This is a genomic window from Flavobacterium sp., from assembly GCF_043778725.1.
Taxonomy (GTDB): domain Bacteria; phylum Bacteroidota; class Bacteroidia; order Flavobacteriales; family Flavobacteriaceae; genus Flavobacterium.
This window is the reverse complement of the sequence record NZ_JAYWFT010000071.1, coordinates 1-13,765: the sequence shown is the minus strand read 5'-3', so window position 1 is coordinate 13,765 and position 13,765 is coordinate 1. Positions and strand designations below refer to the sequence as shown.

Genomic DNA, 13,765 nt, shown 5'->3' with positions numbered 1-13,765 from the left:
TTTTTCATTATATAAAAAAAAATCCGCCAATTGGCGGATTTTTTTTTATATAATGAAAAATTATTCTTCGGTACCTTCTCCAGATTTTCTATAGATAAAATTTCCATAGATATGACGTTTTGCAAAACGGTTTGGAGATTCAGCATTAACCATTTTTACATAAATATTTCTAGGAACACCAATATATTCGTATGAAACACCATTTAAATGAGTGATTAATAAAGTTTGTTTCTCTAATCTAAAGTCAAGAATATTAAAGTTATTAATTGTTTCTTGATATTCAGGTAAATTCTTTTCTATCGTTTCGTTAGAAATACTTACCAAGAAGTGGTAAGCACCAATAATATTCTTGCTAGTTTCTTCTGCAGCAAGCTTTCCTGCTTCGTCATTTACAAATTTATCAGGATGATTATCCTTCATGCTATTTCTGTAAATAGTTTTCAATTCTTTCAAAGTTACATTCTTGTCAACTTCCAATAATTTTCTGTACTCAACAACTCTTTTCATAAAATAATTTTAATATAGTAAAAGCCTTTTATAAGTAAAATGAAATTGTTTATTAGTCTCATTCTCTGTGATAATTAAATTTTTTAGCTTATTATTTGCTTTCTAAAAAATCTTAATATTAGTGCTTTTATATTTTTGGCAAAGGTAGTATTAATAATTCAAATTACCAACCTTATGATTTTAACTAAAAGTAATTTGAAATAGAAATAAATGACATTTATAAATTTGAAAAAAAATCTTTTTATACTCTCTATTTATGTCTTTTAATGTTTTTTAAATGTGTTTTAATCATATATTTTGTAATTGGTTTTAAATCTTTAGAGGTTACAGGATGTTTTCCATCGGTATTAAAATATTCTATTTCATTATTCATTTTATGATACCACACTTGTGGCTTTCCATATTTAAAGAATGTTGTTGTGTCACTTATTTCAATTCTCTTCAATTCGAATGTATTTGCATCATAAGGCTTAACTTCATAAAAGCTTCCAATACCTTTTTTTTCATTTTCACAATCAACTAATTCATACTGATCTCCTGTCCACTGCATACACTTATAGGAGGAAGCAATAAAATTTTTCCCAATATAACTTGTAGAAAATAAACCAAACAAACAAAGCATTCCAATCCCTATTTTTTTTTTCAATTTGTTTTTAGGACCATTCTTGGTTGTCATTTCACTATCTAAATTCTTTTCGACTTTTTCAATCAAGTATGTTTCGCTTTCGGTTTTACAATATTTTGTGAAAGGTCTTCTATTAAAGTCCACAAGAATAGCCGCAAGATTTATTCCTTCAAGATCCATTAGATCGGTTTCGCCTTTTAGAAAAGTTTCTATAGGTCTAAATTTATCTGTTTGAGCCTTTAACTTATTTAAATTGTCTGATGAAAATTCAAATCCAAAGAACAAATTGAAACTCAATAAATCGTCTGTTTTTTTATTCTCTTTAAATCGTTCAATGCATAGTTTTCTCAACTGAGCTCTTGAAGGTTGCAATAAAAAGCTTGAATAAATTGCTGTTTTCTCAAGCTCATATTTTGCTTTAATTTCTTTTTTATATTCTTCAAGCCGATTGTAGTTAGTGATCATATTAGGATTTTTTAGGAATCATTTGGAATACTAGGAATTTCAGGAATTCCTTGTAAACACTCAGTCAAAAACCATATTTCTTTGCCTCAGAATTAGTTCTTGTTCTATTTCGCGATAGGAACAAATGTACAAAACTAGTTCTAAAAAGCGACACAGCGTAGTAGTGATTTTTATTTCTGGGAAGTATAATTAATTGCTTCTACGACTTCCGCTTACTTCCCTAAAACCATTGAGTACTCAATAAAAGTAGCAGTAAAAAACTGTTATTCCTGCTTTCGAAAAAAATCGACAGCCACAATTATGTCTAATTTTTAAAACAATTAACAATGAGAAAATTATTTTTTATTGTACTCTTGGTAGCTGCTAAGATTACAGTATCGTGCACCAGTGATTCCGATTTTTCATCACAACCTAATTTACAAGAAAATAGCAAAATTAAAAATGATTTTGCCAAAACCCTTTTTATTGGTGACTCTACAGAAACTGGAGGTCAAGGAGGACAAATTCCGCCACCGCCACCGCCACATCCATAATTAGTAAAAATTTATTTTTCTATTCTAATTTAAAGCTATAATTTCGGAAAATGATTCTTAAAAAGTTCCGTTTTCCGATTTTTTTTCTGATGCTTCTCAGCACCTATTTTTTTGTGGCTTGTTCCAATAAAAAAAATGATGAAAAATTAAGCATTGTAAACTATGATGTTGCAATTAAAAAAGCAATAGCATTATACGCAACACAACAATTTGACAGTTCTTTTTATTATTTTTATAAAGCAAAACAAATTTGCCAAAAAGAGGATAAAGATAGAATAGTCTACGCGCTATACTACATGGCTATGATTGAACAGATTAAATGTGATTTTTCTGGAAGCGAAACAACGGCAACAGAAATCCTTGACATTCATCCCAATTATAGTAATAAAACTGGTGTTTACAATCTTTTGGGACTTGCATATCAAGAGCAAAACGACTTGCAATTGGCATTTAAATATTATAATTTATCACTAAAAGGCACTTCTGTAGAAAGCGAAAAAAATATTATCATCAATAATATTGGTTACAATTACATAGAATCTAAAAAATATGACAAAGCAGTTACTACATTAAAAACAATACTTAATAACGATAGTTTAATAAATAATAAAGTAACCTATGCCAAAGTTATAGACAATCTAGGCTATGCTTATTTCAAACTCAATAATCCGCAATCTATAATTTATTTAAACCAAGCATTAACAATTAGAGAAAGTAGTAAAGACGACTCCGAGTTAATTGCTTCCTACATGCATTTGGGCGAATATTATCAAATAAAGAATCCTACGTTAAGTAAGGAATTTGCACAGAAAGCATACGTAGCAGCATCGGCAATTAATAGTCCCGACGATAGAATTGAAGCATTAAAGTTTCAAATAATGAGTAGCGCGCCAACAGAAACCAAGAATTTTGCCTTGAAGCAAATAAAGTTATCCGATAGCATCGCTAAAGTTAGGCAAATGGATAAAAATCAATTTTCTAAGATTAAATACGATTCGAAAAAAGCGCTACAAGAAACCGAGAAATACAAAATTCAGAAACAGATCTTGATAATAATACTACTCCTAATTATTGTTATATTTATTCTTTCAATAAAAGTTTATAAATCTAAAAACAAACGAAAATTACAAATTATAACTTACACTACAGAGACTAGAATTTCTAAAAAGCTACATGATGAATTAGCAAATGATGTTTTTAATATTATGACTTATGCAGATACACAAAATCTTGATGATCCAAACAAGAAAGAATATCTAGTAGAAAATCTTGATAAGATATATACTTTAACACGAAATATATCTAGCGAAAACAGCGAAATTGAAACGGGCAACAACTATGAATCCTATTTGAAAGCTATGCTTTCCAATTATAACAGCAAAGATGTAAACGTCATTATTAACCACAGCAATACCTTAGACTGGAGCAAAGTAAAGCGAGAAACAAAAATTGCTGTTTATAGAGTTTTACAAGAATTAATGGTAAATATGAAAAAACATAGTCAAAGTACCCTAGTAGTGATTAAACTAGAAAACCACCGAAAGACTATAGAAATAAGCTATTCTGATAACGGAATAGGAAGTTCTGAAATGTTAAATTTAAAAAAAGGTTTGTTAAATGCGGAAAACCGTATTCTGGCAATAAAAGGAAGCATTACATTTGAATCGGAAACCAATAAAGGATTCAAATCTAAAATAACCGTTTTAAAATAACCTACAATGTTTAAAAAAGTAATAATAGCCGAAGATTTTGACAGTATTAATTTGGCAGTAATGCAAGTATTAAGTGAAATTGGAGTAACCGAAATTCACCATGCCAAATACTGCGATGATGCCCAAATAAAAATAAGAAAAGCGCTGTTAGACAACCAGCCGTTTGATCTTCTAATTACCGATTTATCCTTTATACAAGACAACAGAAAAATTAAATTAGCACAAGGTGATCAATTAATTGCTTGGGCAAGAAACGAGCAGCCCGAGTTGAAAATTATTGTACATTCTATAGAGAACAAAGCTTTTTTTATAAAATCACTTTTTGAAAACTACGGAGTAAATGGGTTTGTAGCCAAAGGAAGAAGAAGCATAAGCCAACTTAAAAAAGCCATAAAAAAACTCTGCCAAGACGACACTACCTATATTTCGCCCGAAATGGAACATATCCTTAAAGATGAAACCGTTAATGAAATTGACAGTTACGATATTCAACTTATAAAGCAACTTTCTATTGGTGTTTCACAAGAAAAAATGGATTTAAAATTTAAACAATTGGGTATAGAACCCAACAGTAAAAGCACGATAGAGAAAAGAATAGGCAAATTAAAAGACTATTTTAAGGCCAATAATACCATCCATTTAATTGCTATTGCCAAAGATTTAGGAATAGTATAATCACAATTTTATATTTATTTTATAAAAGTATCATTATCAGTACTAAAATACAATTTCAATGTGTTTTATGTAAGAATATTTCTTGTTTTATAAAATCATTCATCAATTACAAAAGTTCTAAAGCACTTCAAATCATTGTGTTTGTGCAGAACTAGAACAATTACATCAATTTTTTTTAGTTTTTTTTACCTCGTTACGGTTTACCGTAAGGAATCGGTAAAAAATCACAATAAGTTTGACCCCAAGTAAAACTAAAACTAAAAAAATGAAAATATTATGCATGTTTTGTGCTGCATTTCTAATAATTGCTTGCTTTCAAATGCCCATAGGTTATTACACCTTACTAAGAATATTGATAACACTAGGCGCACTAGTTATACTCGTTAACGAAGTAAAGAAAGACGTCAATTTACTTGGAATGGCCTTTATTATCATTCTCATTTTATTCAATCCTTTAGTTCCCATTTACTTGTATCAAAAAATCATTTGGATGCCGCTAGATATAATTATAGCTGCATTATTTTTAATATATGGATTTAAAGAAAAAACCAAAATAGCGTCAAAGCCATGAATAGATTTCCAGTAAACGCCACCAATATAATGGCAATAGGATATGATGAAATAAACGAAATATTAGAAATAGAATTTATCCTAGAAGTAATTCACCACTACTTCAATGTGCCACTAAACGAGTTTGTTTCACTCATGAAAGCCACATGTGTAGAAGAATATTATTTTAAATATGTGCTGTGTAAGTATCATTTCGATGCTTTGGATGGATAAAGGATTTAAATAGGTGAAGATTTATTTATGGCGGAACCGAAAAGCCAGAATAGAGTAGGAAATAATTAATAAATAAATATTTTATGAAAAGAGTATTATGCTTTTTAGTTTTATCACTAATGTTTTTAATAACAAGTTGTGGTGGTAGTGCTTCAGTTATGGGAAATGGTAATCTTAGCCAAACGAATGTAGAATTAACCAAAAAAAATTTCAAAATTGTCAGAAAGGTAAGTGGCGAATCTTCCAATAAATACATTTGTGGAATTGGAGGTTCTGCCAATCGTGCATTGCTTGAGAAGGCAAAAAACAACATGATGGAAAATGCCAATTTAAAAGATTCGCAAGCAGTTGTTTATATTACTTATGATAAACATATTAATGGATTTTTTCCATTCTATTCAAAAATTACAATTACTTGTTCTGCCTATCTAGTTGAATTTACAGAGTAGTTAAGGCATTTATTTCATGACATTAATTATGTTAATGTCATGAAATTATATTAAAAATTAAATACTTAATTAAAAAAAACTAACTTCGCTATCTTAAAGTATTTGATATATATAATGAGTAGAGAAATAGAAGAAGCGCAAGTTAAAACAAAAAAAAGAGTTACTGACCACGGAGAAGTTTTTACAAACAAACGTGAAGTAAATGCTATGCTCGACCTTGTACAACAAGAAACCGAAAGAATTGATTCTCGATTTCTTGAACCTGCGTGTGGAACTGGAAACTTTTTAGTAGAAATTCTTGAAAGAAAACTAAAAGTTGTCGAAACTCGTTACAAAAAAAGCCAACTCGAATATGAACGAAATGCAGTTACAGCAATTTCGAGTATTTACGGTGTAGATATTCTTGAAGATAATGTAAACGCTTGCCGAGATAGATTGTTAGGAATTTTTACAAAATATTATATAAACCATTACAAGAAAGATTTCAACGAAGATTTTTTAAAATCGGCTCAATTCATTCTATCAAAAAATATAATTTGGGGCGATGCTTTAACAATGAAAACTATATTGGGAAACCCAATAACGTTTTCAGAATGGAGCGCAGTAAACGGAAGTTTACTAAAACGAAGAGATTTTCAATTAGATAAATTACTCGAAAACGTAGAGTTTGACGATAACGAAATGAATTTATTTTCAGACCATAAAGAGCCAGTTTTTATTCCGCAACCAGTTGCAGAATTTCCTTTGAAACATTTTTTAAAAATAGCCGAAAATGATTGAAACCAATTACAATCCTGATGTATTAACTTGTTTGGCTAACTTGAGCAATGATGAAGTTTTTACGCCACCAAATTTGGCAAACCAAATGTTGGACATTTTACCACAAGACTTATTTAGTAATTCAAAAACGGCTTTTCTTGATCCTGTGAGTAAATCTGGCGTATTTTTGCGAGAAATTGCAAAACGATTAATGAAAGGTTTAGAAAAAGAATTTCCAGACCAACAAGAAAGATTGAACCACATTTTTAATAAACAACTATTTGGTATTGCTATAACTGAATTGACTTCATTATTGAGCCGTAGAAGTTTGTATTGCTCAAAAATAGCAAATAGCAAATACTCTATTTGTGAAACATTTACCAACGAAAAAGGAAATATATTATTTGATAAAGTAAATCATACTTGGAAAAATGGAAAATGTACTTTTTGCAACGCAAGTCAAGAAGTTTATGACCGAGAAGAAGCATTAGAAACTTATGCTTACCAATTTATTCATACCAACAATCCCGAAAAAATATTTAAAAAAATGAAATTTGATGTCATTATAGGAAATCCTCCTTATCAATTAAGTGATGATGGACACGGAAAAAGTGCAAAGCCAATTTATCAAAAATTTATTCAACAAGCCAAAAAGTTAAATCCAAGATATTTATCAATGATTATTCCTGCTCGTTGGTATGCAGGCGGAAAAGGTTTAGACGAATTTAGAGCAGAAATGCTTGGGGATAAAAAAATACGCAAAATCGTAGATTTTGAAAATTCTAACGAAGTATTTCCAGGTGTAGATGTTGCTGGCGGAATATGTTATTTTCTTTGGGATAAAGACAATGAAGGATTATGCGAAATTACCAATTTTAAAAGCGACGAAATTGTAAAATTAGAACGAGCATTAGACGAATTTCCAATATTAATTAGACAAAGTAAAGCAATTCCAATTATCCGAAAAGTACAATTGCAACACGGTATAAAAAGTAAATTTTTAAATGATTTAGTTTCATCAAGAAAGCCATTTGGTTTACCAACTAATTATACACCAACAAAAAAAGGAATTCCTTGTTGGTACACACAAAAAATCGGATTACAATTTGCTCGTGAACAAGATGTAAGCGATGACAAAAACTTACTTAATAAATGGAAATTATTGGTTCCACCTGCTCCAATTGCTGGGCAAACAGATTTCTCAAAACCAATAGGATTTTATTACGATGGTAATACTAAACTAGCAAAACCAAACGAATGTTGCACCGAATCGTTTATTGTTGCTGGAGCTTTTTCGACAGAAGCAGAAACAAAATCTTTTAAATCGTACTTATTTACAAAAACTGTTCGATTTCTTTTACTTCAAACAGTTGTTTCACAACACGTTACGAAACAAAATTTCGCACTTATTCCTGATTTAGGAACTTACGATGGAATATATACTGATGAAATGTTGTGTAAAAAGTGGGGAATAAATCCAGAAGAATGGGAGTTTATAGATTCAAAAATTAAGGCAACCGAATTAATGGGAAATAGAAAAAACGAAGACAATGAATAAAATATTTAATTATGTCAAAATTCAATAGAGAATTACCATACAATAGCCTACCTGATTTACCTCCCAAAAACAATTTGGAAACCACTGCTATATTCAAAGCTACCATCAGGGCAAATAAGTTATTGGCAGAATTGAAAGGGTATTGTCAAACCTTGCCTTATCCTAAATTATTATTAAACACCATAGTGCTACAAGAAAGTAAAGAGTCTAACGCATCGAAAATATTGTAACTACCCAAGATGAGCTGTATAAAGCAACTTTAATGGGTGATGCTATAAAAAACCAAGCTGCCAAAGAAGTATTACAATACCGAGAAGCCATTTATTGGGGAATTGAAGAATTGAAAAAAAACAATTTGATAACAACCAATTTATTAGTAGGTTTAATGCAGCGTCTGCGTGGTTCGTCTGAAAATATTCGTAAAAATACAGGAACAAAATTAGGAAATCCTACTAATAATCAAATCGTATATACACCACCAGAAGGCGAAAATTTAATTCGAGATAAATTATCAAAACTGGAAATATTTATCAATGATTCCGAGTTTTCTGATTTAGACCCATTGATTAAAATGGCATTAATCCATTATCAGTTTGAAGCTATTCACCCTTTTAGCGATGGCAACGGACGAACAGGAAGAATATTGAATGTGTTATATCTTATTCAGCAAGAATTATTGGGATTACCTGTTTTATATCTTAGTCATTATATCATACAAAACAAATCAAACTATTATCGGTTGCTAAAATCAATTACCGAAGATAATAATTGGGAAGAATGGGTTTTGTTTGTTATAAACGGAGTTGCAGAAACATCTGAAATGACTTTAAGAAAAATCAACGCCATTTTGGAATTAAAAGTTGATGCAGAAATAAGAGTTAAAGAGGTGCTTAAATCTTCCTATTCAAAAGAGTTGGTTGATTTGCTATTTAGTCATCCATACATAAAAATTAAAGTTTTAGAAGATCATAATATTGCCAAAAGACAAACAGCGAGTGAGTATTTGAAAAAACTAGAAGCCGACGGCTTACTAACTTCACTTAAAATTGGTAATGAAATATATTATATAAACAAAAAATTAATTGAAGTTTTATCAAAATAATTAAAAAAAATGATATGTCGATTGAATAAACACTTAGCATATCTATGTCGATTTTTTTAATTTATTTCGACATACTTTCAATCTATGTCGATTCAATCAACATTTAAAAAAAGAATGATGATTTTTATTGTTTTTTTAAACATAGAGAACACAATAGCCAACAATGAATAGATAAAATATTATTTGCAAAGTAAATCCAAAAACAACATAAGCTATTGATTTTAAAAGATTTTTTATTTGCAAAGTAAATCCAAAGTAACAAAATGAGTAAAAACTATTTCCCTGAAAAAAGCATTCCAAAAGTATATTGCTATACCGATACTCGTTTTGCTAATTGTATAAAAGTAGGCTATACCACTAAAACTGCCGTAGAAAGAGTAGCCGCTCAATATCCTGTAAAATTGCCAAATATGAGTTATGAAATTATACTCGAAGAATTGGCAATTCGCAACGATGGAACACTTTTTACAGACAAAGACATTCATAAATTACTTAATTCAAAAAAAGTAAAACACATAAACGGCGAATGGTTTGAATGTGCATTGAAAGAAGTAAAAGCGTGTATTCTTGAAATAAAAACTGGCGTTGTAAACGAAGAAAAAAGAACGCTAGATTTTGGGCTTCGCCCAGAACAAACCGAAGCAATTAACAAAACTGAAGCCTATTTCAAGAGTTCTAAAAAAGAAAATAAAGACCAAATTCCGCATTTTTTGTGGAACGCAAAAATGCGTTTCGGCAAAACATTTACAACCTATCAATTAGCCAAAAAAATGGGTTGGAAAAAAATATTGGTTTTAACCTTTAAACCTGCGGTTCAAAGTGCGTGGAAAGAAGATTTAGAATCGCATTTAGATTTCAACGGTTGGCAATTTGTTTCAAACAAAGAAGACGATTTGAGTTTTGAGAATATAGACACTAAAAAACCATTTGTGTTTTTTGGTTCTTTTCAAGATTTATTGGGCAAAAATTCCGCAGGCGGAATTAAATCTAAAAACGAATGGGTTCACACAACCAACTGGGACTGTGTAGCATTTGACGAATATCATTATGGTGCGTGGCGAGAAAACGCCAAAGAACTTTTTGAGGCAGAAAGCAAACGAGAACAAGAATTTGCAGAAGGTTTTGGTATGGATTATTTCGACGAAAGTAACATGCCAATTACAACTGATTATTATTTATATTTATCCGGAACGCCTTTTAGGGCAATAAGTTCAGGAGAATTTTTGGAAGACCAAATTTTTAATTGGACCTATTCTGACGAACAAAAAGCAAAAATAGAGTGGAAAGGCGATAAAAATCCATATTTATCTTTACCAAGAATGGTAATGTTAACTTACCGAATGCCTGATGCAATAATAGAAATTGCAATGAAAGGCGAGTTTAACGAATTTGATTTGAATGTTTTCTTTTCCGCCGATGGCGAACAAGAACACGCAAAATTCAAATACGAAAACGAAGTTCAGAAATGGTTAGATTTAATTCGTGGTAATCTTGCTGAAACAACAATTGACAATCTAAAAATGGGTCATAAAAAACCACCAATGCCATTTTCTGATACTCGATTATTGAATGTTTTGCAACATACATTTTGGTTTTTGCCAACTGTCGCCTCTTGTCACGCAATGAAAAATTTGATTGACCAAAAACAAAATAAATTTTATCACGATTATAATGTAATTGTTTGTGCAGGAACAAGCGCAGGAATTGGAGTTGAAGCGTTAAAACCAGTCGAAAAAGCATTAGCCAATCCATTACAAACTAAAACAATAACATTATCTTGCGGAAAACTAACAACTGGTGTTTCTGTAAAACCTTGGACAGGGATTTTTATGTTACGAAATTCATCAAGTCCTGAAACTTATTTTCAAGCAATGTTTAGAGTTCAAACGCCTTGGACAATAAAAAATCCTGATAAAAATGCACCAAATAGAGAAGAAATTATAAAACACGAATGTTATGTTTTTGATTTTGCACCAAATAGAGCATTGCGACAAATTGCTGATTATAGTTGTAAATTAAATACTAATCAAAATAATTTTGAAAAAAATGTACAAGAATTTATAAATTTTTTACCAATATTAGCATATGACGGCAGTTCAATGAATGAATTAAGTGCAATTGATGTTTTAGATTATGCTTTTAAAGGAACAACAGCAACACTACTTGCGAAAAGATGGGAACACGCATCTTTAGTTAATGTTGATAATATAACTTTGCAAAGATTAATGAATAGCAAAGAAGCAATGGAAGCATTAAAGAGTATTGAAGGATTTAGAAACTTAAATCAAGATATTGAAACCATTATAAATAAATCGGAATCTATAAAAAAAACAAAAGCCGAAGCAAACGAAAAAGAATTAACACCAAAACAGAAAAAAGAACTTACTGATGAAGAAAAAGAATATAAAAATAAAAGAAAAGAAATACAAGATAAACTAATAAAATTCGCTACGCGAATTCCAGTTTTTATGTATTTAACTGATTATCGTGAGCGAAGTTTGAAAGATGTAATTACGCAACTTGAGCCGGCATTATTTAAAAAAGTAACAGGTTTGAATGTAAAAGATTTTGAATTACTTGTAAGTCTTGGAGTTTTTAATAATGCTCATATGAATTTGGCAGTTGGTGGTTTCAAAAGATATGAAGATGCAAGTTTATCTTATTCGGGAATCAATAAACATCCAGAAGAAAAAATCGGACTTTATGATACTGTAATTAGTGTGGAAGAGTTTAAACAAGAATTTGAAAATACGGTGGAAAAATAACCTTTATGATGGCAATAGATCCGTATTTAAAAAATTATAAACTCAAAAGAAATAATGCTCTGCGAAGTCGCTTGTATTCATAACATAATAAAAGAGAATACTAAATAGGACAAAAAGTAATAAAATATAATATCGCATATACCCTACCCAATATTGTTTTATAAAACATTGTCATGCAATTATATATCATTTATCGCGATATAAGATATAATATACAACATTCAATCAATAAAACATAACACACCGCAATATGCGAATATCAATAAAACTCTAAAATGAACAGCATTTTGATAACAAAAAAACTTCTAGTACTACTCTTTGTAGCTGGTCAAGCTTTCTCCCAAGTAAAACTACTATCATGGAACCTAGAGAACTTTGGTAAATCCAAATCAGATTCTACTATAACTTTTATTGCCAATACAGTCAAAGATTATGACATTGTGGCTTTGCAAGAAGTTGTTGCAGGCAATGGTGGTGCACAAGCAGTAGCAAAACTAGCGGATGAACTTAATAGAAAAGGTACCAAATGGGAGTACACCATTAGTGACCCAACAACAAGCAGTGCATACAAAACCGAGCGTTATACTTTTTTGTGGAAAACGGCTAAAGTCAAAAAAATTGGTGCCGCATGGTTAGAACAAAAATACAATCTCGAAATTGACCGCGAACCGTTTTATTGCACCTTCGAGTACAATAACAAACAAGTAACAATAGCCAATTTTCATGCGATAACTAAAAGTAAACAACCCGAAACCGAAATTAAATACTTCAAATTCCTACCTGCAGAATATCCAAATCTTAATTTGGTTTTTTTGGGAGATTTCAATTGTCCGCAATCGCACACGGTTTTTATTCCGTTGCGAAAAATGGGGTACAACTGCGCATTAGAAAATCAAAAAACATCACTCAAGAAAGAATGTAAGAACGAAAACTGTTTGGCATCAGAGTTTGATAACATTTGGTACAATACAACAAAGATTAAAATAGCAAACAGCAAAGCAATTTTGTTTTATAATTCCTTCAATACACTACAAGAAGCTCGAAAAATATCGGATCATTTACCAATTACAACAGTTTTTTTTATAAAATAAAGCCAAAGCACAACTTTTTTTAGCAGTAAGAAACAACGGTTTACAAATCAAAAAGCATAAATCAAAAAAAAAATATATTTTAAGTAATTCATTTTCAGTTAAATACAATAAAAACAAAAAAATAATAAAATATAGTTGCAGATGTAAATAAACATTGTATCTTTGCACTCGAAACATCGCGGGATAGAGCAGTAGGCAGCTCGTCGGGCTCATAACCCGAAGGTCACAGGTTCGAGTCCTGTTCCCGCTACTAGAAAGCTTCAGAGAAATCTGAAGCTTTTTTTATTTATCTTAGCTTTAAGGAAGCTTTATTCAGGTTGTAGACACAAATTAGGAGAGCTCATATCCGCCGCGGCGGACACAGGTTCGAGTCTCCGCCAGTGCGAAACTACTATAAAAGCTTCAGAAAAAGCTGGTTTTTTTGTTTTTAAAAACTTTCTATCATGGATGAATTTGTGGTTTACATTTTATATTCTGAAAAATTCAATAAAAACTATACCGGTTTTACATCGAACCTCATAGAACGTTTCAAATCGCATAACGTTTTAGGAACAAAAGGACATACCAAAAAATTTAGACCTTGGACTGTAATTCATATCGAATTTTTCTCTTCTAAAGCGGAAGCCATGAAAAGAGAAAAATTTCTAAAGTCTGGAACAGGAAGAGAGTTTATTAAAAACTTAATTCTAAAATAATAACTCGTCGGGCTCTTATCCGCCGCGGCGGACACAGGTTCGAGTC

General features: G+C 30.6%; 14 protein-coding genes, 1 tRNA gene and 1 pseudogene. 14 read left to right on the top strand and 2 right to left on the bottom strand.

Going from position 1 to position 13,765, the window contains the following annotated elements; translation table 11 throughout:
• Window positions 1–60: 60 nt before the first annotated feature.
• Together ACH2CG_RS06470 and ACH2CG_RS06465 are read right to left on the bottom strand one after the other, a co-directional pair.
• Window positions 61–507, bottom strand: coding sequence for a KTSC domain-containing protein (locus tag ACH2CG_RS06470; protein WP_395063380.1), 447 nt, complete (start codon window positions 505–507; stop codon window positions 61–63).
• A 250-nt stretch (window positions 508–757) separates the two neighbouring features.
• Entirely contained in the window at window positions 758–1,597 is an 840-nt protein-coding gene (locus tag ACH2CG_RS06465; RefSeq protein ID WP_395063378.1) for a hypothetical protein, read from the bottom strand.
• Between the two features lie 326 nt (window positions 1,598–1,923).
• On the opposite strand from ACH2CG_RS06465, the gene ACH2CG_RS06460 reads away from it, so the two are divergent.
• The 14 genes and pseudogenes from ACH2CG_RS06460 (at window position 1,924) to ACH2CG_RS06395 (ending at window position 13,719) form a co-directional block, all read left to right on the top strand.
• Complete coding sequence (locus ACH2CG_RS06460; protein ID WP_395063376.1) at window positions 1,924–2,130, top strand: hypothetical protein; 207 nt, start codon at window positions 1,924–1,926, stop codon at window positions 2,128–2,130.
• A 50-nt stretch (window positions 2,131–2,180) separates the two neighbouring features.
• Window positions 2,181–3,842, top strand: a complete 1,662-nt coding sequence (locus ACH2CG_RS06455; RefSeq protein ID WP_395063374.1) for a hypothetical protein — start codon at window positions 2,181–2,183, stop codon at window positions 3,840–3,842.
• Window positions 3,843–3,848: 6 nt separating this feature from the next.
• Window positions 3,849–4,517, top strand: coding sequence for a response regulator (locus tag ACH2CG_RS06450; RefSeq protein ID WP_395063372.1), 669 nt, complete (start codon window positions 3,849–3,851; stop codon window positions 4,515–4,517).
• A 265-nt stretch (window positions 4,518–4,782) separates the two neighbouring features.
• A complete protein-coding gene (locus ACH2CG_RS06445) occupies window positions 4,783–5,088 on the top strand; it encodes a DUF6804 family protein (protein ID WP_395063370.1) in 306 nt (101 codons plus the stop codon).
• Complete coding sequence (locus ACH2CG_RS06440) at window positions 5,085–5,300, top strand: KTSC domain-containing protein (protein WP_395063368.1); 216 nt, start codon at window positions 5,085–5,087, stop codon at window positions 5,298–5,300. Before ACH2CG_RS06445 ends, ACH2CG_RS06440 begins: the two co-directional genes overlap by 4 nt.
• Before the next feature lie 83 nt (window positions 5,301–5,383).
• Window positions 5,384–5,749 carry a DUF6567 family protein gene (locus ACH2CG_RS06435; protein WP_395063366.1) on the top strand — a complete coding sequence of 122 codons (366 nt, stop codon included), beginning with the start codon at window positions 5,384–5,386 and terminating at the stop codon, window positions 5,747–5,749.
• 114 nt (window positions 5,750–5,863) lie between these two features.
• Window positions 5,864–6,529 carry an SAM-dependent DNA methyltransferase gene (locus ACH2CG_RS06430; RefSeq protein WP_395063364.1) on the top strand — a complete coding sequence of 222 codons (666 nt, stop codon included), beginning with the start codon at window positions 5,864–5,866 and terminating at the stop codon, window positions 6,527–6,529.
• Window positions 6,522–8,066 (top strand): Eco57I restriction-modification methylase domain-containing protein, encoded by a 1,545-nt coding sequence (locus ACH2CG_RS06425; RefSeq protein WP_395063362.1) that lies wholly within the window; start codon window positions 6,522–6,524, stop codon window positions 8,064–8,066. The genes ACH2CG_RS06430 and ACH2CG_RS06425 overlap by 8 nt, the downstream gene beginning before the upstream one ends.
• An 11-nt stretch (window positions 8,067–8,077) precedes the next feature.
• Window positions 8,078–8,343, top strand: a pseudogene (locus tag ACH2CG_RS06420) (Fic/DOC family N-terminal domain-containing protein); the annotation flags it as partial.
• On the top strand, window positions 8,329–9,168 hold the full coding sequence (locus ACH2CG_RS06415; protein ID WP_395063382.1) for a Fic family protein: 840 nt from the start codon (window positions 8,329–8,331) through the stop codon (window positions 9,166–9,168). The pseudogene ACH2CG_RS06420 and the gene ACH2CG_RS06415, both read left to right, overlap by 15 nt.
• Before the next feature lie 263 nt (window positions 9,169–9,431).
• The gene (locus ACH2CG_RS06410; protein ID WP_395063360.1) at window positions 9,432–11,933 is read left to right on the top strand and encodes a DEAD/DEAH box helicase family protein; all 2,502 of its coding nucleotides are present in this window, start codon (window positions 9,432–9,434) and stop codon (window positions 11,931–11,933) included.
• A 275-nt stretch (window positions 11,934–12,208) separates the two neighbouring features.
• On the top strand, window positions 12,209–13,024 hold the full coding sequence (locus ACH2CG_RS06405) for an endonuclease/exonuclease/phosphatase family protein (protein ID WP_395063358.1): 816 nt from the start codon (window positions 12,209–12,211) through the stop codon (window positions 13,022–13,024).
• A gap of 177 nt (window positions 13,025–13,201) precedes the next feature.
• A tRNA-Met gene (locus tag ACH2CG_RS06400) sits at window positions 13,202–13,274 on the top strand.
• A 193-nt stretch (window positions 13,275–13,467) separates the two neighbouring features.
• Entirely contained in the window at window positions 13,468–13,719 is a 252-nt protein-coding gene (locus tag ACH2CG_RS06395; protein WP_395063356.1) for a GIY-YIG nuclease family protein, read from the top strand.
• Window positions 13,720–13,765: the final 46 nt, after the last annotated feature.